Raw genomic sequence first — 20,181 nt, 5'->3', positions numbered from 1 at the left:
TGTTATTTAATTTCTCCTGTCCCGCGAGTCTGAGAAGAATCCGTCTATACGCCGGAGGACTTCATCGATGACTGCGTGTCACACGGCAAGCCGACAGTCTTAGTCGTCTTTTCAGAAGAAAACCCGCATCTTATATAACGCGGGGTTTTCCTCTTTATCGCTGCGATGCTTTCAGCGCACGGGCGCCGATGTCGCTTCTGTAAAACAGTCCGGGTTTTGTCAGCCCTGAAACGGCGCTGTACACTTTATCTCTTGCCGCTTCAAATGTCTCAGCAAATGCCGTGACATTGGCGACCCGGCCGCCGTTTGTAACAAATTGTCCGCCGTCTTTTTTCGTTCCGGCATGAAAAACGGCGATCCCGTCTTCAGCGGACGTCAAACTGCCGATCGGCGTCCCTTTCGCATAGCCTTCCGGATAGCCTTCAGAAGCCAGCACAACGCTGACGGCGGCCGTATCCTTCCACCTTAGGTCAACATCCTTCTCATGCAGAAGATCTAAGAGCACCTGAATGAGGTCAGATTCCATTCTCGGCACGACGACCTGTGTTTCCGGATCTCCGAAGCGCGCGTTGAATTCAATGACTTTTGATCCGTTTTCCGTCAGAATCAGCCCCGCGTACAGCACGCCCGTGAAGGAACGCCCCTCTTTGACCATTGCTTTTGCCGCCGGCTTCACAATCGTTTCGACTGCGCTTCTGACGATATCATCGGAAATGTGCGGCACTGGTGAGTAGGCTCCCATTCCGCCCGTATTCGGCCCTTTATCCCCATCGAAGGCGCGTTTATGATCTTGAGCGATTACCATCGGATAGACGGTCTCCCCTTTTACAAACGCCATTAAAGAAAATTCTTCGCCGGCGAGGAACTCTTCAATGACCACAGATGCGCTCGCCTCCCCGAATTTCTCATCCTCAAGAAAATCATGCAGGCATTCAATCGCTTCTTCTTCCGTCATCGCGACCGTGACACCTTTTCCGGCGGCAAGCCCGTCCGCTTTAATGACAATCGGCGCACCTTTTTGCTGCACATATGCTTTCGCCTCTTCAAATGAAGTAAACGTCTCATACTCCGCCGTCGGAATGCCGTATTTTTTCATTAAATCCTTGGCAAACTGTTTGCTTCCTTCAATGATAGCCGCTTTTTCAGACGGTCCGAAAACAAGCAGTCCGGCTTTTTCAAACTCGTCCGCTATCCCTTCAATCAGAGGAACTTCGGGGCCGATAATCGTCAGCCCGACATGATGTTCTTTCGCAAACGCAATGAGTGCGGCATGATCGCTTTCTTCAATGTTGACCAGCGTCGCGCAGTCTGCCATACCGTCATTTCCGGGCGCGGCGTACACCGTGTCAACAAGCGGGCTTTGCGCCGCTTTCCAAGCCAATGTATGCTCTCTGCCGCCTTTTCCGATAATCAATACATTCACGCTTCGTTCCCCCTCTTAATGTTTGAAATGTCTGATGCCGGTGAATACCATGGCGATCCCGTATTCATCCGCTTTTTTAATCGAATCTTCATCGCGGACCGATCCGCCGGGCTGGATAATCGCCGTGACACCGGCTTTTGCTGCTTCTTCGACTGTATCCGGCATCGGGAAAAACGCGTCTGATCCGAGCGCGCTGCCTTTTGCTTTTTCTCCGGCCTGCTCAATGGCGATTTTCGCTGAACCGACGCGATTCATCTGCCCCGCTCCCACACCGACCGTCATATGGTCTTTTGCAAGAACGATCGCGTTGGATTTCACGTGTTTGACGACTTTCCAGGCCAGCTTCAGATCTTCCCATTCCTGCTCGCTCGGCTCTCTTTTTGTCGGAATGCTGATGTCGGCGTCATCAAATCCATGGACGTCTAAATCTTGAATCAAAAGGCCGCCCTGTACGGATGTCAGCTGTTTTTCTTTCTTCCCTGATGCGGACACGTCAAGCGTGAGCAGACGAAGGTTTTTCTTCGCCGTCAGTACGTTCAGCGCTTCTTCACTGAAAGAAGGGGCGATAATGATTTCTAAAAAGATGCCGTGAAGGGCTTCAGCCGTTGCCTGATCAACTTCACGGTTCAGCGCGATGATGCCGCCGAAAATGGAGGTTTTATCAGCTTCATACGCTTTATTGAATGCTTCCTCAATTGAAGCTCCCGTACCGACTCCGCACGGGTTCATATGTTTAACGGCAACAGCTGCGGGTTCTGTAAATTCCCGGACGATTTGAACGGCCGCATCTGCGTCCTTAATATTGTTGTAAGAAAGCTCTTTGCCGTGAAGCTGTTTTGCCGCCGCGATGGAACCGGAGACGGGAAGTGCGCTTTGATAGAAAACAGCCTCTTGGTGAGGGTTTTCACCATAGCGGAGCGATTGTTTTTTCTCAAATGTAACGGTGAATTGCTCAGGGTCTTTCTCACCGGCCTCGCGTGTTAAGTAATCAGCGATTAATGCGTCGTATGCCGCGGTATGGCGGAATACTTTGGCCGCAAGCTCGCGTTTTCTTTTAAGCGAAACGCCGCCGTGTTCTTTAATCTCATTGAGCACGGAGCTGTAATCGGCCGGATCTGTGATGACCGTCACATCCTGATGGTTTTTCGATGCGGCGCGCAGCATGCCGGGACCGCCGATATCAATGTTTTCTATCGCTTCATCGTATGTTACGTCTTCTTTCGAAATCGTTTCTTTAAACGGGTAAAGGTTGACGACCACAAGGTCAATGGGGGCAATGCCATGCTCATTGATCTGCGCCATATGCTCTTCATTGTCTCTTACGGCAAGCAGTCCGCCGTGAATATTAGGATGGAGCGTTTTTAACCGTCCGTCCATAATTTCAGGAAATCCGGTCACTTCTGAAATGCCGATGACATCCACACCGTTTTCCTGAAGAAGTTTTTTTGTTCCTCCGGTCGAAATGACTTCGACGCCGAGCTCTGTCAGTTCCTTTACGAAAGGTACGAGATTTGTTTTATCAGAAACACTGATTAGTGCGCGTTTGATTGTCATGCCTTTTCACCTCTGTTATTTAGTCCCAGCAGCTGTTTCACAACGCTCGGATACCATTTGTGCTCAAGCTCGTGTATTGTATGCTCTATGTTTTCAAGCGTATCGTTTTCCTGTATTTCGAATGCTTTTTGCGCGATAATCGGTCCGGTGTCCATGCCTTCGTCGACGTAATGAACGGTAATGCCCGCCACTTTCACACCGGCCCGATACGCCTGTCCGACAGCGTCAATCCCGGGGAATGCCGGAAGAAGCGAGGGATGTATATTAATAATGCGGCCCCCGTATGCTTCAAGCAGCGTATCTCCAATCAGTCTCATATAGCCGGCGAGAACGATTAATTCCGCCCCGTGCAGGCGCAGCTGTTCAATAACGGCCCGTTCAAAGGCCGCTTTGTTTTCAAAAGATGACGGTTCAAAGGCGAATGACGGAATGTGTAAAGCCTCCGCCCTTTCCACCGCCTTTGCCTGAGGCTTATCCGTCACGAGAAGCGAGAGCTCCGCATCCCACTTCTCTTCTCTCATGCGTTTGGCAATGGCCTCGAAGTTCGATCCGTTTCCTGAAGCAAATACCGCAAACTTTTTCATGAAAGAGCCGCACCGCCGAAAGAAATGCCTTCGCCCCGCTTGACCCGGCCGATCAAATAAGCCTTCTCGCCCTGAGCTTCAAGCGTGTCGATAACGTCTGTCAAGTCCTCTTCTTTAACAGCAAGGACAAAACCGATGCCCATATTAAAGACATTGAACATTTCTTCTTCTTTCAGCTTGCCGTGCTCCTGCAGAAACGGAAAAATCGGCGGGATCGGCCATGATCCGTGATCAATTTCCGCGCTCAATCCGTCCGGCAGCATCCGCGGGATGTTCTCGATGAATCCTCCGCCTGTCACATGCGCCATGCCGTCCACCTTACCGCTTTTCACCGCCTTGAGCACCGGCTTCACATATATTCTCGTCGGTTCCAGCAATTCTTCTCCGAGAGGACGCGCAAACGGTTCATAGACCGTATCCAAATCAAGTCCGCCGTCATCAAGAAGCACTTTTCTCACTAGGGAAAACCCGTTGCTGTGAAGGCCGCTTGAAGTAAGTCCGATTAAGAGATGCCCCTCTTCGATATGTTCACCGGTGACGATTTCGTCTTTTTCCGCGACGCCGACTGAAAAGCCCGCAATATCGTATTCATCAGCCGTATACAGCCCCGGCATTTCCGCCGTCTCACCGCCGATAAGCGCTGATCCTGACTGCTCGCATCCGTCCGCCACGCCCTGAACGATCTGCTCAATTTTTACCGGATCGGCCTTGCCGACCGCTAAATAATCAAGGAAAAACAGCGGCTCCGCTCCTTGGGCAAGCACATCATTTACACACATCGCGACCGCATCGACGCCGATCGTGTCATGCTTATCCATTGAAAATGCGAGTTTCAGCTTGGTGCCGACACCGTCTGTTCCGGAAATTAAAACAGGCTTTTGATACGGAAGCTCTGACAGATCAAACATTCCGCCAAAACCGCCCAGGCTTCCCATAACGCCGAGCCTTTTCGTGCGCTCCACGTGTTTTTTCATTCGTTTGACGGCTTCATACCCGGCTTCGATGTCAACTCCGGCATTTTTATAAGCATCAGACATCCCTATCACTCCTTATCAATTCGTTTCTCCTTAAAAGGCAGAAAGAGAAAGGCAGCCTGAATTCCCGCTGCCTTTATGTCATTTTCAGATTTTATTTTGTCAGCACCGCTTCTTTTACGTGAGGAAGCACTGTATCCTGATAAATTTCCGTCGGATATTTGCCCGTAAAACAAGCGAGGCATTGTCCGCAATTGGTGTCTTCAAATTTTCGGCCGACTCCTTTTAACAATCCGTCTACACTTAAGAAAGAAAGCGTGTCAGCACCGATGATCTGGCGGATTTCTTCCACGGAATGAGAGGAAGCGATCAGCTCCTCATGGGTTGATGTGTCGATGCCGTAGAAGCACGGATGAGCGATCGGCGGTGAACTGATCTTGACGTGCACCTCTGTCGCTCCCGCTTCTCTGAGCATTGTGACAATCCGGCGGCTTGTCGTCCCGCGCACGATGGAATCATCAACCATGACGACCCGTTTTCCTTCGACAACACCGCGGACGGCGGACAGCTTCATTCTGACGCCTTGCTCACGGAGAGCCTGTGACGGCTGGATAAACGTTCTGCCGACATAACGGTTTTTAATGAGACCGAGTTCGTACGGGATGCCCGTTGCCTCGGCATAGCCGATGGCCGCAGAAATACTGGAATCAGGCACGCCTGTGACGACATCCGCTTCAACCGCGGACTCCTGGGCAAGCATTTTTCCGAGGTTTTTCCGGGCGCTGTGCACGTTAATGCCGTCGATATTGCTGTCAGGTCTTGAGAAATAAATGTACTCCATGCTGCATATGGAACGGTTGATATTCATGGAGAAACGCTCTGATTTCATGCCTTCATCATTGATGATCAGCATTTCGCCCGGCTCTACCTCGCGAAGGTATGTCGCGCCGACCACATCGAATGCGCATGTTTCTGATGCGACGACGTAAGCATCGCCCATCATGCCGATTGACAGCGGTCTGAGTCCGTTCGGGTCAAGCGCTACGATCATTTCTGTTTCAGTCATGATTAAAAAGGCATAAGCGCCTTTCAGCATAGATAGCGAATTTTTGATTTGATCCTTCAGCGAAAAGTGTCCGCTGCGTTTAATCAGATGAGCCAGCACTTCCGTATCGGAGGAAGTCTGAAAGATGCTCCCTTGGTTTTCAAGCTGCTGCTTCAACTGTGTGGCGTTGACCAAGTTGCCGTTATGGGCGAGCGCGAGGCTGCCGTTGTTTTGCGAACGGAATAGGAGCGGCTGGACATTTTCATATCCGCCTCCGCCTGCCGTCGCATAACGGACGTGCCCGATCGCGCCTTTTCCCTTCACTTTGCTCAGTTCGCCGTTTTGAAAAACCTCGGTAATAAGCCCCTGTCCTTTATGCGCCGTCAGTTTTTCACCGTCAGTTGCGACAATTCCCGCGCCTTCCTGTCCTCTGTGCTGGAGGCTGTGCAGGCCGTAATATGTGATCTGCGGAGCTTCTTCATGTCCCCAGATGCCAAACACACCGCATTCTTCATTCAGGCCTTTGATTTCAGCAAGCATGGAATAGCTCCTTTCCACGCGCGCTCAAGTTCTTTCGTTTGCGCGTGAACCAATTGTTGTCCGTCCTGGTTTTGAATCGCCAGAAGTCCGTCAGCCGTTACCTCACCGATATGAACCGCATCGGCCACAGCCGCTTCAAACGCCTCATGGTGTTCTTTTTTCACCGAAACGACGAAGCGGGATTGAGATTCAGAGAATAATAATGCCGCTTCTCCTGCTACAGTCACGTTGGCGCCAAGGTTTTCCGTCGTCATGACGCTTTCTGCAATCGCTACGCCTAAGCCGCCTTCAGACACATCATGCGCTGATTGAACGAAGCCTTTTTTAATCGCGTCAAGCAATGCTTTTTGACGTGACAGCTCTATATCAAGATCGATTTGCGGCGCTTTGCCGTAAATGCGGCCTTCTGTCATTTTTTGCAGTTCGCTTCCGGCAAACTCAGGTTTTGTTTCGCCGATCACGTATACAAGATCCCCCGCTTGTTTGAAATGCTGTGTCGTAATATGAGCGGTATCTTCAATTAAGCCGACCATGCCGATAACAGGCGTCGGGTAGATCGCCGTTCCGTTCGATTCATTATAAAGTGATACGTTACCGCCGATGACGGGAGTGCTGAGAACATTGCACGCCTCGCTGATGCCGTCGGCCGCTTTTTCGATCTGCCAGAAAATTTCAGGTTTTTCCGGGTTTCCGAAATTCAGATTATCCGTGACCGCAAGCGGTTCGGCGCCGGAGCATACGATGTTGCGCGCCGCTTCGGCAACTGCGATTTTCCCGCCTTCTTCTGGATCTAGATATAAATAACGGGCGTTACAATCCGTCGTCATCGCCAGCGCTTTTTTCGTGCCGCGGATTCTGAGCACTCCCGCGTCAGAGCCCGGAGCGACCACCGTATTTGTGCGCACCATGTAGTCATATTGATCGTACACCCACTCTTTGCTGGCGATTGTCGGCTGCTGCAGCAGGGCAAAAAGCGTCTCTGTCGCATCTTTTACTTCAGGCGCGGGAACTTCCGTTTCCTGAAACTCGCGGTAGTACGCGGGTTCTGCTGACGGCTTGTGGTATACAGGCGCTTCTTCCGCCAGCGCGTCGACCGGAAGCTCGCAAACAACCTCTCCGTTATGGCGGAGGCGGAGCATTTTATCATCCGTAACATGACCTACGGAAACCGCTTCAAGATCATATTTATCAAAAATATCGACAATTTCCTGTTCACGTCCGCGTTCAATGACGAGAAGCATGCGTTCCTGAGACTCGGAAAGCATCATTTCGTAAGCGGTCATACCTGTTTCCCGCTGCGGAATGAGATCAAGGTTCATTTCAATGCCTGAGCCGGCTTTGCTTGCCATTTCAGCACTCGAACTTGTCAGACCGGCCGCCCCCATATCCTGAATGCCGACTAAGGCGTCGCATTGGATGACTTCTAGGCATGCTTCCAGGAGAAGTTTTTCCATGAAAGGATCGCCGACCTGCACCGCGGAACGTTTTTCTTCAGATGAATCTGACATTTCTTCCGATGCGAAAGTAGCGCCGTGTATGCCGTCGCGGCCCGTTTTAGCGCCGACGTACATGACCGTGTTGCCGACACCTTTCGCCTGGCCTTTTTTAATATCTTTATGATCAATTAAGCCGACGCACATTGCATTGACAAGCGGATTGCCCTCATAGCTTGCGTCAAACTGCACTTCTCCGCCGACCGTCGGAATTCCGATACAGTTTCCGTATCCCGCGATTCCCGCCACTACTTCTTCAAACAAGTACTTCACACGAGGTGAAGTGAGCTCACCAAATCGAAGAGAGTTTAATACAGCTATCGGACGGGCGCCCATTGAGAAAACGTCACGGATGATGCCGCCCACTCCCGTCGCAGCACCTTGGTATGGCTCAATCGCTGACGGATGGTTATGAGATTCAATTTTGAACACGACCGCCTGATTGTCACCGATGTCAACGATTCCCGCGCCTTCTCCGGGACCCTGCAGCACGCGTTCGCCGCTAGTCGGGAATTTGCGTAAAACCGGTTTTGAGTTTTTATAGCTGCAGTGCTCTGACCACATGACGGAAAAAATCCCGATTTCCGTGTAGTTCGGCAATCTTCCGATAATAGATTCAATGAGTGCGAACTCGTCATCACTGACACCCATTTGCTGATAGAGTTTCTCTTCTTTTATTTGTTCTTTACTTGGTTCAAGCAGTAGCGACATGAGTTTCCCTCCAATTTTTCACGATAGACCGGAACAATGTAAGACCGTCTGCGCTACCGAGCAGTTCATCGACTGCGCGCTCAGGGTGAGGCATCATGCCTAATACGTTGCCTTTCTCATTCACGACGCCGGCAATGCCGCTGACGCTTCCGTTAATATCGCCGCCGTATGTGAAGGCGATTTGATTGTTTTCTTTTAATCTTTCAAGCGTTTCGTCATCACAGTAGAAATTGCCTTCGCCGTGGGCAACCGGAATCGTAATCGATTGTCCTTTTTCATAGGAAGATGTGAATAACGTGCCGCCGTTCTGCACGATTAATTCAACCGGTCGGCAGATGAACTTTAAATCTTTGTTGCGTCTCATCGCGCCGGGCAGAAGTCCGAGCTCCTGCAGAATCTGGAATCCGTTGCAAACGCCGAGAACCGGTTTTCCTTCGGCAGCTGCTTTTTTCACGGCCGGCATGATGTTTGCGAATCTGGCGATGGCGCCGCATCTCAAGTAGTCGCCGTATGAAAACCCGCCGGGGATGAGCACGCCGTCAAATCCGTCAAGGCTTGTTTCCTCGTGCCAGACATACTCGACTTCTTCGCCGAGTTCGTCCTTTACGGCGTGGAACATATCAATATCACAGTTGGAGCCGGGTAACACAATCACCGCAAATTTCACTGTGCGACAACCTCCTCAACTTCATATCGGTAGTCTTCAATGACTGTATTGGCAAGGAGCTTTTCACACATTTCTTTCACGAGCGCGTCAAGATCGCGGCCAGATTTTTCAATCGTCAGCTCCATGTATTTTCCGATGCGCACATCCTGCACTTCATTGTAGGTCATGCTGTGCAATGCATGCTGCACCGCGCTTCCTTGAGGATCGAGCACACTTTCTTTTAAGCTGACATAAACTTTCACTTTATACATTATGAAATGCCTCCCAGTCTTTTGAAAATCTCTTCATATGCGTCGGTTAAGCTTCCCAAGTTCCGTCTGAACAAATCTTTATCGAGCTTTTCGTTTGTGTCTTTGTCCCACAGACGGCACGTGTCAGGAGAAATTTCATCCGCTAAAAGCACCCGTCCCTCTGCGTCTAAGCCGAATTCCAGCTTAAAATCTATTAATCTGACGCCGCAGTCTTCAAAAATATGCTGCAGCTCTTGATTCACCTGTTTTGTAATCGATTTGATCGTTTCCACCTGCTCAGGAGCCGCCGCTTTTAAAAGCCAGATATGATCTTCTGTGATGAGCGGATCACCGAGTGCGTCATCTTTATAGTAAAATTCGATAATCGGCTGCGGAAGCTCAGTTCCTTCCGGGATGCCGAGACGTTTCGACATGCTTCCGGCGGCAATGTTTCTGACCACGACTTCAAGGGGAATGATGGTCACTTTTTTGATAAGCTGCTCTGATTCTGAAACACGCTCCACAAAGTGGTTGTCAATTCCTTTGGCGTGCAGATGTTTGAAAATCAGGCTTGAAATTTCATTGTTCAGACGGCCCTTTCCGCTGATCTCCGCTTTTTTCTCACCGTTAAAGGCTGTTGCGGAATCCTTGTAGACCACGCGGAGAATCTGTTCGTCTTCAGTTTGATAAATTCGTTTCGCTTTTCCTTCATAAAGAAGATTATTGTTCACAATATTCACGGAAGGCCTCCTAACCCGAATGTTGGGAATATTCAATCTATGGCGGCTGAAGAAGCCGCCTCCGGCTGGCTTCTTCTATAAACCTAAACGCTCAAAGATCAAGTCGACGTTTTTCAAATGATAATTGTAGTCAAAGCAATCGGCAATCTGTTCCGGTGTGAGACGGGACGTGATTTTTTCCTCCGCTTCGACAAGCTGGCGGAACGGCACTTGTTTTTCCCACGCTTCCATCGCTTTCGGTTGAACCGTGTCATATGCTTCTTCACGAGGCAGACCCGTGTCGATTAAAGCAAGCAGCACGCGTTGAGAATAGATCAAACCGAGTGTGCGGTCCATGTTGCGTTTCATATTTTCCGGGAATACCGTTAAGTTTTTGACGATATTGCTGAATCGGTTCAGCATGTAATTCAGCGCGATTGTCGCGTCAGGAAGAATGATGCGCTCAGCTGATGAATGAGAAATATCACGCTCATGCCATAACGGTACATTTTCGTATGCCGTCAGCATGTACCCGCGGATCACGCGCGCCATGCCCGTCATATTTTCCGACCCGATCGGGTTCCGTTTATGAGGCATAGCCGATGAGCCTTTTTGTCCTTTTGCAAAAAACTCTTCCACTTCACGTGTTTCACTCTTTTGCAGACCGCGGATTTCCACTGCGAATTTTTCAATGCTCGTCGCGATCAAAGCCAGTGCTGCCATGTAATCCGCATGACGGTCGCGCTGTAATGTCTGAGTGGAAATCGGCGCCGCTTTCAGGCCGAGTTTTTCACAGACATACTGCTCTACGAACGGATCAATATTTGCATATGTGCCGACCGCGCCGGAAAGCTTCCCGACTTCGATCCCTTCTTTTGCCTGCTTGAAACGTTCAAGGTTGCGTTTCATTTCTTCGTGCCAAAGCGCGAGTTTCAGGCCGAATGTCGTCGGTTCCGCGTGTACGCCGTGCGTGCGGCCCATCATGACCGTGTATTTATGTTCTTTCGCTTTTTCTTTTATAATGTCAACAAATCTCTCAATGTCCTTGAGCAAGATCTCATTCGCCTGTTTTAATAGATAGGAAAGAGCGGTATCCACGACATCTGTTGACGTCAGGCCGTAGTGAACCCATTTTCTTTCTTCGCCTAATGATTCTGAAACCGCGCGGGTGAATGCAACGACGTCATGACGCGTATCCTGCTCGATTTCCAAAATGCGGTTGATGTCGAAAGACGCGTTTTCGCGCATGACTTTGACGTCTTCTTTCGGAATGACGCCAAGCTCAGCCCAGGCTTCACAGGCTAAAATCTCGACTTCCAGCCATGCCTGGTATCTGTTTTCGTCCGTCCAGATCGCGGACATTTCAGGTCTTGAATAACGTTCGATCATTATGCTCGTCCTCCGTCTCTTTTCATCCATATGTTCGTGATGTCCTGAATCCATGTTTCATCAGGCTTCCGCAAAAATGTCATATGCCCCATTTTGCGGCCTTTTTTTATCTCATGTTTTCCGTACAGGTACAGTTTGGCTTCCTTTAAAAGCTCCGTATGCTCCTCCGCAAGCTTCACTTCATCACCGAGCAGATTCACCATCATTCCCGGTTTGAGAAGATCGGTTCTGCCGAGAGGAAGTCCGCAGACCGCTCTGATGTGCTGTTCGAATTGGCTCGTTTCACAAAGGTCGAGCGTATAATGCCCGGAGTTGTGAGGACGCGGCGCCAGTTCATTAATCAAAAGGTCTCCGTCTTCCGTGACGAACATTTCCACCGCAAGCGGCCCGACAAGTTCCAATTTCTCCGCGAGCTGAACGGCAAGCGCCTCTGCCCGCTTCTGAACCGTTTCCTCCGCTCTCGCGGGCACGATGCTTTGGAACAGAATATTATTTTTGTGGATATTTTCAGCAGCCGGAAAGGTTGAAATCTCACCGTGCACCGATCTCGTCACGATAACGGAAAGCTCCATCCGGAACGATACCCAGCTTTCCAGTATGCACGTGCCGTTTTCTAACAGCGCAGCCGCTTCATCTGTCTGTCCTTCTTCTTTAATGACAAATTGGCCTTTGCCGTCATATCCGCCGCGGCATGTTTTCAGCACCGCCGGGAGCCCCAGTGCCTGAACGGCTTCCTCAAGCTCCCATCCGCTGTTTACGATCCGATAAGGCGCGACTTGACAGCCTGCTGACTGGATCGCCTTTTTTTCCGTTTCCCTGTTTTGGGTGATGAGCAGCAACTCGCTTCCCTGGGGAAGATATGCATGTTCTTTGAGCCAGTTGAGCGCCTCGTAATCGATATTTTCAAATTCGTACGTAATGATGTCACTGACTCCGGCCAATTTTTGAATCGCTTCACGGTCATTGTACTGGGCGGTAATCTCAATATCGGCGATCTGTCCGCATGGCGAGTCTTTCACGGGATCGACGACAGCGACTTTATAGCCCATCTGTTTTGCGGCGACAGCCATCATTTTTCCGAGCTGTCCGCCTCCAATAATGCCGATGACGGCGCCGGGGTAAATCGTTTTTTTATCAGACAAGCTGATCACTGCTTTCCAGCACCGTTTGTTTTGTCGCATTTCTTCTCGCCTCTAGTTTATCCGCAATGTCATCGTCAAATGCCGACAAAATTTGCGCGGCTAACAGACCCGCGTTCACTGCGCCCGCTTTCCCGATCGCCGTCGTCGCGACCGGCACGCCTCCGGGCATCTGTACGATAGACAGAAGAGAATCAAGCCCGTTAAGCGATTTTGTCTGAACCGGTACGCCGATCACCGGCAGTGTCGTTTTGGCCGCCGTCATACCCGGCAGATGCGCCGCTCCCCCGGCTCCGGCAATAATGACTTTTAAGCCCCTGTCTCTGGCGCTTTCTGCATATTCAAACATCAAATCAGGCGTCCGGTGCGCGGATACCACCTGTTTTTCATAAGGAATGTGAAGTTCGTCAAGTATGTCGCATGCATGTTTCATTGTCTCCCAATCGGAAGTGCTTCCCATGATGATTCCTGCTAGCGGCTGCATTCTGTTCCCACCTTCTCATGCTTTGTTTTTCAGAAAAAAAAGCCCGGCTTATATTGCAACTATGAGGAAGCAATACAAACCGGGCATGGCGCGCGTATCGTCAGTCGTTCGCTTCTGCGATATCCATGTCAGCTGTTTATCACTTTCCTGCATAGTCCGGCCGTTTACGGCAGCCGGGTAGAAACTTATGGGCCATATTCCCAAGATTATATGAGGTCGTGTTTTGATTTCATGTTTATCTTAACAACGGACTTAGATAATGTCAACGACATTATCGAACGATATAAAAATTCTTTCTTTTAATGTTCGTGTTTAGATCAATTTCCCTTCAAATACGATTTTTTTCCCGCAAGGAACGACTTGAATTGATCCATTTTCTTTCTTTTCTGTAAAGATCGGCTCTTCCATCCGCCGGACGGGCATATAGCCCTCTTCCTTCATTAAAGTGAGAATGGTGTCAATCGTTTCATGTTCCGTTACTTCAAACCGTTTCTTCTTTGGCTTTGTCATTCCTTAATTCTCCTCTTCTTCACTGCTTTCACCCAGAATCCGCCGTGGATCGCTTTCGGCTCAAAAGCGATGATAAACGCTTTTTCATCGAGCGTTTTAATCGTATCATACAGCTGAAGCTCATATTTGCGCGGCGTCAGAATCTGCATGGCGGTCCGGTCCCCTTCAAGGCCGCCCGCGACCCAGCTTGTGACTCCGTATCCTTTTTCCCGGAGCTGTTTCGGCAGGTCCAGATCAAGCTCTTTCGTAATGACGTTGACTGTTATGTAGCCGAGCGCCAGTTTTTCTTCAATTTTCATTCCCACTATGACGCCGAGGCCGTAGCCGAGCGCATAGGCAATGACGTTTTGAATTTGATTCAGATTGCCGAGCACGAGACTCAGGCCGGTTACATACACAAGGATTTCAATCGTACTGATGCCTGCGGCGAAATAGCGCTGTCCCTTTAATGTCAGAATCATCCTGATCGTAAAGAAAGAGACATATATAATGTTAATGATGAGAATAATGAGAACCATACCTATACTGTTGGATAAAATCGTCTGCATCATTGATTCCCCCTCCTCTGATAATTTGAAAAGCCAATCTTTCAATTAAGGATAGTTTACCCTCTTTTGATCATTTTCAAAAGAAAAAAAAGCCCGCCCCGCAAGGCAGACTTTCAAGCTCTTATCAGTGAATATCGGCTTTTTTCAATCGTTTGACGGCTTCATATTCCTTCTCAAGTTCACTCAGCGTGTATCCGGACAGTTCCTGAACATGGTCTTGATAAAACCCTGAGCGGATCAGTTTTGTCCTCAGGTGCTGTTTTTTCCGATTAATGGCTTCTCGCAACAACGGGGCCATCTTCATCATCCTTTCCGAATCATAAAGATTAATGCCGCTTTCCAATTTCTGTTGCTCCCATCATATATCGGACGGCTTTTCAAAACAACACGCTTTATTAGAAATATTTGTAAACATTGTGAAAGACAAATTTCGACTTATAAAGGAATCAGCGAAGCAGTAAAGTACTCGGAAATGAGCGGCCATGTCACAGCCGTAAAAACGAGCATGATGATGACCGCCGCGGAAATACAGTACATCACGTCAGCCGCAGGCTTTTCAGCCGATTTGTAAAGAATCTGCACAAATTGCACCATCGCCGAGACGGCCAGAAACAAGGTCAGCGCCGTAAACACCACGGTGACGACCGGCAGATTCAATATCGCGAAAATCATCCACACGATAGAGCAGGCGACAGCCGGAACCAAAAGCGATCCAACCCCCGCGGCCGCATCCCGCATCGTAATTTTCTGTTTCATCATATAACGTGATACAAGCCAGACCGCCCCGGCCGCAGCGGCAAAAAAGACGAGCGTATACACGAGAACGACGGTAAAACCGTCAAAAAACGTATGATGCCGCTCTCCGTATCCGAGAGGCCTTTGCTGGCTAGCCCTCAGCTGAAACCAATTTCCGATTGAGAAAAAGATACTGAATACAAGCATTGAAATAAGAGCATATTTAAAGCGGGAAAAGCCGTCTTCCCCAACGACCTTCACCGGTGATGTCAAAATGCGCAGCGCGAAACGGCAATAACGTTTGACCGCGGCCCATGCAGAAGCGAGTTTTTCCGTAAAAGCCGGAGCCGGGCGCCGTTCCTTTTCTTTTTTCTTTTGCTTTTGATAACGTCCAGCATTTCTGGACATTCTCGACAGCGGTTCTTCATCAGTCCCCTGATGCTGTTTTTCTTCTTCCAACGTTTCTTTTCTTTCTTCCGTCATGTCAGCAACTCCTATCAAAAAAATACGGCGGAATTTGTTAAACAAGAAAATAAAACACTTATATAAGGTACCGAAGCGTCCTTAAACAGTCAAGCGGTTTTCTTCACCCGGACACCCACATGACGTTTTATAGTATGTATTGGTTTTACGGAATAGGACAAAAACAAAAAACCGGCTTTCCTCAGCCGGTTTTTCCGTTATTTTAAGAAGATGAAATACAGGATAAAGATGACGAACAGCCCGTACATAATCGGGTGAACGCTTTTTCCTTTTCCTTTGCAGATCATTGTAATCGGGTAGAATATAAAACCGATCGCAATCCCCGTCGCAATGCTGTACGTCAGCGGCATCATAATCATCGTTAAGAATGCCGGCACAGCCACCTCGAATTTATCCCAGGCGATCTTCCCGAGCGGCGCCACCATCAGCGCGCCGACAATAATTAAAGCCGGAGCCGTCACATTCGTGGTGACAACTGACAGAAGCGGCGAGAAAAACATCGCCAGCAAAAAGAGAATGCCCGTCACAACAGCCGCGAAGCCGGAGCGCGCGCCCGCCGCAACGCCTGAGCTGGATTCAACATAAGAAGTCGTTGTAGACGTACCGAGTACGGCTCCGATAACGATTGATGTTGAATCCGCCAGAAGCGCTCTTCCCGCACGCGGAAGTTTGTTTTCCTTCATCAGCCCGGCCTGTGTCGCTACAGCCACCAGCGTTCCGGCCGTATCGAAAAACCCGACGAACAAGAAAGTTAAAATGACAATCAGCATTTGTACGGAGAAGATATCCGGAAGATGCATCCACGCCTGTCCGAAAGTCGGCGCAAGACTCGGCACGCTGCCGACAATGTGCGTCGGAACCGGAATCAGTCCGCAGACCATGCCGGCAACCGCCGTCAGAAGCATTCCGATAAATACGCCGCCGTTTACGCGAAGCACCATCAAAATGACCGTCACAATAACACCGAAAACCGTCAGCAGCACAGGGCCGCTGTGAATATTGCCGATAGACACCAAAGTCGATGAGTTTGCTTCAATAATGCCCGAACCCTGCAAACCGACAAATGTGATAAACAAACCGATACCCGCGCCGACCGCTAATTTCAGCTCAGGCGGAATCGCATTAATGATTTTTTCCCGCAATCCCGTCAGCGAAAGCGCCACGAAGATAATTCCGGAAATCAAGACGCCGGAAAGCGCAGCCTGCCATGAAATCCCCATGCCGAGGACGACAGAGAAAGCAAAAAACGCATTTAATCCCATACCCGGCGCAATCGCGATCGGATACTTTGCAATGAGCCCCATTAAAATACAGCCGGCCGCAGACGCCAAGGCTGTAGCGGTGAACACCGCGCCCTGATCAATTTTTAATGCTTCGGGAAATCCTTTCACACCGTTTAAAGACAATGTCAGCGGATTGACGAACAGAATGTACGCCATTGACAAAAAGGTCGTTAAACCGCCGATGATTTCATTACGATAGCTTGTCCCCAGCTCATCAAACTGAAAAAATTGCTTCAAGCCAATTGCCTCCTTCATTCTCTCCCATTTATTCTGCCCGTTATCCGCCAAATAAAAAACGCCCCAAATACATTTGGGACGCTTGACTACATACGTTCAGTCTGAATAAATAAGAATGGATTATTTATATCAAACGATTGAGATTGATCCGTAGTCAAGCCATTTACGGTAGCTTGGTAGAAACTTGCGGGCCATATCCCCGCCATTATACGATATCTGCATATTTGATTTCTGAGTCTATTGTATCAATTCAATTTTGAAAACTCAATAAAAAAACGAACAATCCCGTTAAAAAAAATTGGTTTATTCGTTAATTGACCAAAAATGGAAGACGGCAAAAGCCGCCTTCCAGACATCATTTTCCGTCCGCAGGCCGAACCGGCACCGCGAATGTGATTCCGCTGTCATCCGCCAGCAAGTTCATAACCGTTTGATTGACGTACAAAGCATATGAATCGAATGAAAAATCGCGCAACGAATAGTCTTTATCGGATGAATCATCCAATTCAAAAACGGATTCCATTTCACCCGTTTTAAGATTCATGACTTTCGCCTTATTTCCTTTCAGATAATAGCCTTTTTCATACTCATCAACTGATGGCCAGGTTTTCATTTTTTTCGTATTGCCGAGACCGATTGACTCACCGACATTGATCAGCTGATCTTTTTCCGCTTTGCTGTAATTAATTCCTGTGAATTGATAATCGACGATCACCCGTCTGCCTTGCTGTTTGATCTTTTTGACGGTAATGCCGACATGATGATGTTTCGTTTCATAACTGACAGGCAGTTTTGTTTTCAGAGGCACGATTTCTCCCGGCTCTGATTCTGATTTTAAATTACCCGTTATGAAAAGTGTTTTCGCTTTCGGGTCTATCGGTTTGCTGAATTGAGTTTGGCCGCGTATTCTTTTCCCGCCTCCGGGAAGATTCTTTCTGCCGCCAAGTTCAATATTCGACATCGTCATTTCATAATGGTTTCCTGCATCATCCGTTGCTTCGTCAATCGAGATGGCATCATTTTTAGCTGCATCTTGAAAGTCGATAGAATACAGGAGAGCCGATCCCATCGTTCCGTTTTCCGCCCGGATATCGAAAAAGCGGTATAATCCGTGATTTACATTCACAGCTTTCGTTCCTTCAAGAGAAACGGACTTTTGTTTTTTGATCGGAAGTGTAAAGCGCCAATTTCCGGGGATATCCTTGATTTGTGTAATGACAAGCGGAAGCTTATCACCGTCTTTCAGCTTTGAGCCGTCCGTGAACAGGCGAAGCTGCCCCGCGTACCGCCCGTCTTTCATTTTTTTCATATCACTGCTGTCATAATCCTCTGCTAACATATTCCGTGGATCTTTATAATCAACTTGAAAAGAGATGCTCTCCTCATCTGATTTCAAATTGTCAACGGTAAAATTGTAAACGAGCTGTCCGCTGTCGTAATACACACTTTTCACTGTCACCGTAATCCCGCGTGATTCCGCTTTCTCATTCAGTTTTGTCACCAAATTGCTTTTAAACAGCGCAGAACCTGCCTTATCCTGAAACAGACTGTAAATTTGTCCGGCAACAGGAATGTTTCCCATAGCCGTGTTAACGGAGGGCATGAATAAGCCTGAGGACAGATACAGAATAAACAAAGCAGCAGCAACCGCGAGGCCGTTTATCACTTTTCGTCCCCATCTCCGTCTGACGGCGCCTTCTTTTCCGGCACGGACTGCGGCGCTGTGTATCACGTTTTTCAATTCAGCTTTTGGCACGTCAATGTCCTGATACAATTGCTTCATTTGATGCTTTTCCATATATGTTTATCCTCCTTTTCCAGCTCCTGCTTCAATGCTTTTCTCGCCCTGTGCAGATGCGTTTTTACAGTGCCTTCCGCCATACCGGTCTGTTCAGCGATCATAGCAATCGAGAAATCTTGAAAATAATAAAGCTGAATGGTCAGCTGTATATGTTCGTCAAGCGTTTCCAGGGCATTCCGAAGATCTATGTATTCTTCAATGTTCTTATTCTCCGCGCGTGTATCATGTTGCGGCTCAAACGGGATGACGTCTCCGTGCTTTTTCCTCATCGCAAAAATCGTATGAAGCAAAATCCGGATCAGCCACGTTTGAAAATATTTCGGCTCCTTCAACTGCGCGATATGCAGAAAAGCCTTGTAAACCGTTTCCTGTACTGCGTCCAGCGTATCTTCCTTGTGATGCAAATAGAGATAAGCTGTTTTATATAAAGTCTCCTGATGAGCAGTGATCAGTTTTTCAAAGGCTGCGGCATCACCTTTTTTCGCCTTTTTGATCAATCGTTCTTCCTTCACCTTATCCACCTCCTATGCTGTTAGATATGAATCAGGGCAAAACGGTTTCAAAAAGATGAAAAAAAACGCCTCTTTTTTAAAAGAGACGTTTTTTTATCTTGGTTTATTCCCATTCAATGCTTTCTAAACATTATAAGAATTAATTTATTGAATATCAAGCCTTTTGGGGTTTGTAGTTCCTTGATTTAGAAGTTACCATTAAAAATATTGCTCCCCCGTGTTCTGAATATTATGGGAGGGGGTAAATACTGTGATTTAGTGTTTTAGTTGACCTTATAATAAAAAAAGCGCACTAAATCGAATTGAAAGGTGCAAAAACATGATTACAAATCAACAATTAGTCATAAACAATTTGGAAGAAAAATTAAAATCATTTACCCATACAGTTAGCGGAGAGCTTACAAAGGAAGAAGATTTCATCATAGCAAATACAAAAATCCCCACTGATACATTCAATGTAATATTACCGAAATCTCCAAATATCAAAAATACAGTTAAGATCAGACATGGAATCGATAATTTTTCATATAAAAAATATCCCTTTAGTATATGGATTGATGCTCAGTATTTAACTGAGGATTGGACAAAACTTATACAAGAATATGATCTAAAAGAAGCGGAACGTAATGTAATGATGAAACTTGAAAATACTCTTAATGTTGGGCAAAGAATTTCCCATCAGCTTATGATTACTGCTGTGAAAAATGATGAAGAACTTTTAAAATATATAGACATATTCATGAGCTTATTTGAGGGTACACCAGAAAAAGATGCACTAGAAAGTTATTTTAATACGTTTTCACAAGTAAAATTAGGTTCAGAAGTTCAGATGTTTATTGGATGCATAGATGAAATGCCTGTAACTACCGGTTTATTAATAGAAACCAAAGATAGCTATGGTATTTATGATGTGATGACAAAAGAAACATTTAGAGGTAAAGGAATTGGCAGTGAAATGTTTCAATTTCTTCTAAAGCAAACAAAGGATAAACAAAAACCAGTTGTATTACAGGCTTCAGAGGATGGAAAAAATATCTATAAGCGATTTGGATTTATAGATGTCGGAGAAATGGTTGTATTTGAATAGAGGGTTTCTTTAATTTGCTTAATTTGAACAAAC

Annotated in this window: 20 protein-coding genes, 1 pseudogene and 2 riboswitches; of the genes and pseudogenes, 2 read left to right on the top strand and 19 right to left on the bottom strand. The window is 47.8% G+C overall.

Annotation, left to right across the window (positions count from 1 at the left end; all coding sequences use genetic code 11):
• Window positions 1-12 precede the first annotated feature (12 nt).
• A pseudogene (locus tag NYE42_RS03405) lies at window positions 13-138 on the top strand (Lrp/AsnC family transcriptional regulator); the annotation flags it as partial.
• Window positions 139-154: 16 nt separating this feature from the next.
• On the opposite strand, the gene purD reads toward NYE42_RS03405, so the two are convergent.
• The 19 genes from purD to NYE42_RS03310 form a co-directional block, all read right to left on the bottom strand.
• Window positions 155-1,423, bottom strand: a complete 1,269-nt coding sequence (purD, locus tag NYE42_RS03400; RefSeq protein WP_032871756.1) for a phosphoribosylamine--glycine ligase — start codon at window positions 1,421-1,423, stop codon at window positions 155-157.
• Window positions 1,424-1,438: 15 nt separating this feature from the next.
• A complete protein-coding gene (gene purH, locus NYE42_RS03395; protein ID WP_032871757.1) occupies window positions 1,439-2,977 on the bottom strand; it encodes a bifunctional phosphoribosylaminoimidazolecarboxamide formyltransferase/IMP cyclohydrolase in 1,539 nt (512 codons plus the stop codon).
• Complete coding sequence (gene purN, locus NYE42_RS03390) at window positions 2,974-3,561, bottom strand: phosphoribosylglycinamide formyltransferase (protein WP_012116999.1); 588 nt, start codon at window positions 3,559-3,561, stop codon at window positions 2,974-2,976. Before purN ends, purH begins: the two co-directional genes overlap by 4 nt.
• Window positions 3,558-4,598 carry a phosphoribosylformylglycinamidine cyclo-ligase gene (purM, locus tag NYE42_RS03385; protein ID WP_015239317.1) on the bottom strand — a complete coding sequence of 347 codons (1,041 nt, stop codon included), beginning with the start codon at window positions 4,596-4,598 and terminating at the stop codon, window positions 3,558-3,560. The genes purN and purM overlap by 4 nt, the downstream gene beginning before the upstream one ends.
• A 91-nt stretch (window positions 4,599-4,689) precedes the next feature.
• Window positions 4,690-6,120 (bottom strand): amidophosphoribosyltransferase, encoded by a 1,431-nt coding sequence (gene purF / locus NYE42_RS03380; RefSeq protein WP_007609856.1) that lies wholly within the window; start codon window positions 6,118-6,120, stop codon window positions 4,690-4,692.
• On the bottom strand, window positions 6,096-8,324 hold the full coding sequence (gene purL / locus NYE42_RS03375) for a phosphoribosylformylglycinamidine synthase subunit PurL (protein WP_144664900.1): 2,229 nt from the start codon (window positions 8,322-8,324) through the stop codon (window positions 6,096-6,098). Before purL ends, purF begins: the two co-directional genes overlap by 25 nt.
• On the bottom strand, window positions 8,308-8,991 hold the full coding sequence (gene purQ / locus NYE42_RS03370) for a phosphoribosylformylglycinamidine synthase subunit PurQ (RefSeq protein WP_007408898.1): 684 nt from the start codon (window positions 8,989-8,991) through the stop codon (window positions 8,308-8,310). Before purQ ends, purL begins: the two co-directional genes overlap by 17 nt.
• Window positions 8,988-9,242, bottom strand: a complete 255-nt coding sequence (gene purS / locus NYE42_RS03365) for a phosphoribosylformylglycinamidine synthase subunit PurS (RefSeq protein WP_352426760.1) — start codon at window positions 9,240-9,242, stop codon at window positions 8,988-8,990. The genes purQ and purS overlap by 4 nt, the downstream gene beginning before the upstream one ends.
• A complete protein-coding gene (gene purC / locus NYE42_RS03360) occupies window positions 9,242-9,961 on the bottom strand; it encodes a phosphoribosylaminoimidazolesuccinocarboxamide synthase (RefSeq protein WP_015416969.1) in 720 nt (239 codons plus the stop codon). Before purC ends, purS begins: the two co-directional genes overlap by 1 nt.
• Window positions 9,962-10,036: 75 nt before the next feature.
• Window positions 10,037-11,329: an adenylosuccinate lyase gene (purB, locus tag NYE42_RS03355; protein WP_007408896.1), complete on the bottom strand. Its 1,293-nt coding sequence runs from the start codon at window positions 11,327-11,329 to the stop codon at window positions 10,037-10,039.
• Complete coding sequence (purK, locus tag NYE42_RS03350) at window positions 11,329-12,510, bottom strand: 5-(carboxyamino)imidazole ribonucleotide synthase (RefSeq protein ID WP_352426759.1); 1,182 nt, start codon at window positions 12,508-12,510, stop codon at window positions 11,329-11,331. The genes purB and purK overlap by 1 nt, the downstream gene beginning before the upstream one ends.
• Window positions 12,464-12,952 carry a 5-(carboxyamino)imidazole ribonucleotide mutase gene (gene purE / locus NYE42_RS03345; protein ID WP_007609846.1) on the bottom strand — a complete coding sequence of 163 codons (489 nt, stop codon included), beginning with the start codon at window positions 12,950-12,952 and terminating at the stop codon, window positions 12,464-12,466. The genes purK and purE overlap by 47 nt, the downstream gene beginning before the upstream one ends.
• Window positions 12,953-13,084: 132 nt before the next feature.
• Window positions 13,085-13,186: riboswitch (purine riboswitch) on the bottom strand.
• Window positions 13,187-13,264: 78 nt separating this feature from the next.
• On the bottom strand, window positions 13,265-13,462 hold the full coding sequence (locus NYE42_RS03340; RefSeq protein ID WP_003155772.1) for an NETI motif-containing protein: 198 nt from the start codon (window positions 13,460-13,462) through the stop codon (window positions 13,265-13,267).
• Window positions 13,459-14,013 (bottom strand): DUF5698 domain-containing protein, encoded by a 555-nt coding sequence (locus NYE42_RS03335; RefSeq protein ID WP_007408893.1) that lies wholly within the window; start codon window positions 14,011-14,013, stop codon window positions 13,459-13,461. The genes NYE42_RS03340 and NYE42_RS03335 overlap by 4 nt, the downstream gene beginning before the upstream one ends.
• 121 nt (window positions 14,014-14,134) lie before the next feature.
• Window positions 14,135-14,308, bottom strand: coding sequence for a Fur-regulated basic protein FbpA (locus tag NYE42_RS03330; protein ID WP_352426758.1), 174 nt, complete (start codon window positions 14,306-14,308; stop codon window positions 14,135-14,137).
• Window positions 14,309-14,445: 137 nt separating this feature from the next.
• Complete coding sequence (locus NYE42_RS03325) at window positions 14,446-15,228, bottom strand: hypothetical protein (protein WP_324636074.1); 783 nt, start codon at window positions 15,226-15,228, stop codon at window positions 14,446-14,448.
• Between the two features lie 197 nt (window positions 15,229-15,425).
• Window positions 15,426-16,748: an NCS2 family permease gene (locus NYE42_RS03320; RefSeq protein WP_007408891.1), complete on the bottom strand. Its 1,323-nt coding sequence runs from the start codon at window positions 16,746-16,748 to the stop codon at window positions 15,426-15,428.
• A 131-nt stretch (window positions 16,749-16,879) separates the two neighbouring features.
• A riboswitch (purine riboswitch) is annotated at window positions 16,880-16,981 on the bottom strand.
• 122 nt (window positions 16,982-17,103) lie between these two features.
• Complete coding sequence (locus NYE42_RS03315; RefSeq protein WP_144664897.1) at window positions 17,104-18,546, bottom strand: DUF4179 domain-containing protein; 1,443 nt, start codon at window positions 18,544-18,546, stop codon at window positions 17,104-17,106.
• Complete coding sequence (locus NYE42_RS03310) at window positions 18,528-19,061, bottom strand: sigma-70 family RNA polymerase sigma factor (RefSeq protein WP_144664896.1); 534 nt, start codon at window positions 19,059-19,061, stop codon at window positions 18,528-18,530. The genes NYE42_RS03315 and NYE42_RS03310 overlap by 19 nt, the downstream gene beginning before the upstream one ends.
• 319 nt (window positions 19,062-19,380) lie before the next feature.
• On the opposite strand from NYE42_RS03310, the gene NYE42_RS03305 reads away from it, so the two are divergent.
• Window positions 19,381-20,148, top strand: a complete 768-nt coding sequence (locus NYE42_RS03305) for a GNAT family N-acetyltransferase (RefSeq protein WP_277506922.1) — start codon at window positions 19,381-19,383, stop codon at window positions 20,146-20,148.
• Window positions 20,149-20,181 lie beyond the last annotated feature (33 nt).

The sequence above is a fragment of the Bacillus sp. FSL K6-2865 genome (genome assembly GCF_040311405.1).
GTDB lineage: Bacteria > Bacillota > Bacilli > Bacillales > Bacillaceae > Bacillus > Bacillus velezensis.
The sequence above is the reverse complement of the archived record's forward strand: the minus strand, read 5'-3'. Positions and strand labels throughout refer to the sequence as shown.

What these genes read in the sequence shown, in the direction of transcription:
- NYE42_RS03305 (WP_277506922.1), top strand. Translation starts at nt 19,381, where the DNA reads ATGATTACAAATCAACAATTAGTCATAAACAATTTGGAAGAAAAATTA.
- purH (WP_032871757.1), bottom strand. Translation starts at nt 2,977, where the DNA reads ATGACAATCAAACGCGCACTAATCAGTGTTTCTGATAAAACAAATCTC.
- purE (WP_007609846.1), bottom strand. Translation starts at nt 12,952, where the DNA reads ATGCAGCCGCTAGCAGGAATCATCATGGGAAGCACTTCCGATTGGGAG.
- NYE42_RS03335 (WP_007408893.1), bottom strand. Translation starts at nt 14,013, where the DNA reads ATGATGCAGACGATTTTATCCAACAGTATAGGTATGGTTCTCATTATT.
- purS (WP_352426760.1), bottom strand. Translation starts at nt 9,242, where the DNA reads ATGTATAAAGTGAAAGTTTATGTCAGCTTAAAAGAAAGTGTGCTCGAT.
- purL (WP_144664900.1), bottom strand. Translation starts at nt 8,324, where the DNA reads ATGTCGCTACTGCTTGAACCAAGTAAAGAACAAATAAAAGAAGAGAAA.
- NYE42_RS03340 (WP_003155772.1), bottom strand. Translation starts at nt 13,462, where the DNA reads ATGACAAAGCCAAAGAAGAAACGGTTTGAAGTAACGGAACATGAAACG.
- NYE42_RS03330 (WP_352426758.1), bottom strand. Translation starts at nt 14,308, where the DNA reads ATGGCCCCGTTGTTGCGAGAAGCCATTAATCGGAAAAAACAGCACCTG.
- purF (WP_007609856.1), bottom strand. Translation starts at nt 6,120, where the DNA reads ATGCTTGCTGAAATCAAAGGCCTGAATGAAGAATGCGGTGTGTTTGGC.
- NYE42_RS03315 (WP_144664897.1), bottom strand. Translation starts at nt 18,546, where the DNA reads ATGGAAAAGCATCAAATGAAGCAATTGTATCAGGACATTGACGTGCCA.
- purN (WP_012116999.1), bottom strand. Translation starts at nt 3,561, where the DNA reads ATGAAAAAGTTTGCGGTATTTGCTTCAGGAAACGGATCGAACTTCGAG.
- NYE42_RS03325 (WP_324636074.1), bottom strand. Translation starts at nt 15,228, where the DNA reads ATGACGGAAGAAAGAAAAGAAACGTTGGAAGAAGAAAAACAGCATCAG.
- purM (WP_015239317.1), bottom strand. Translation starts at nt 4,598, where the DNA reads ATGTCTGATGCTTATAAAAATGCCGGAGTTGACATCGAAGCCGGGTAT.
- purK (WP_352426759.1), bottom strand. Translation starts at nt 12,510, where the DNA reads ATGCGACAAAACAAACGGTGCTGGAAAGCAGTGATCAGCTTGTCTGAT.
- purB (WP_007408896.1), bottom strand. Translation starts at nt 11,329, where the DNA reads ATGATCGAACGTTATTCAAGACCTGAAATGTCCGCGATCTGGACGGAC.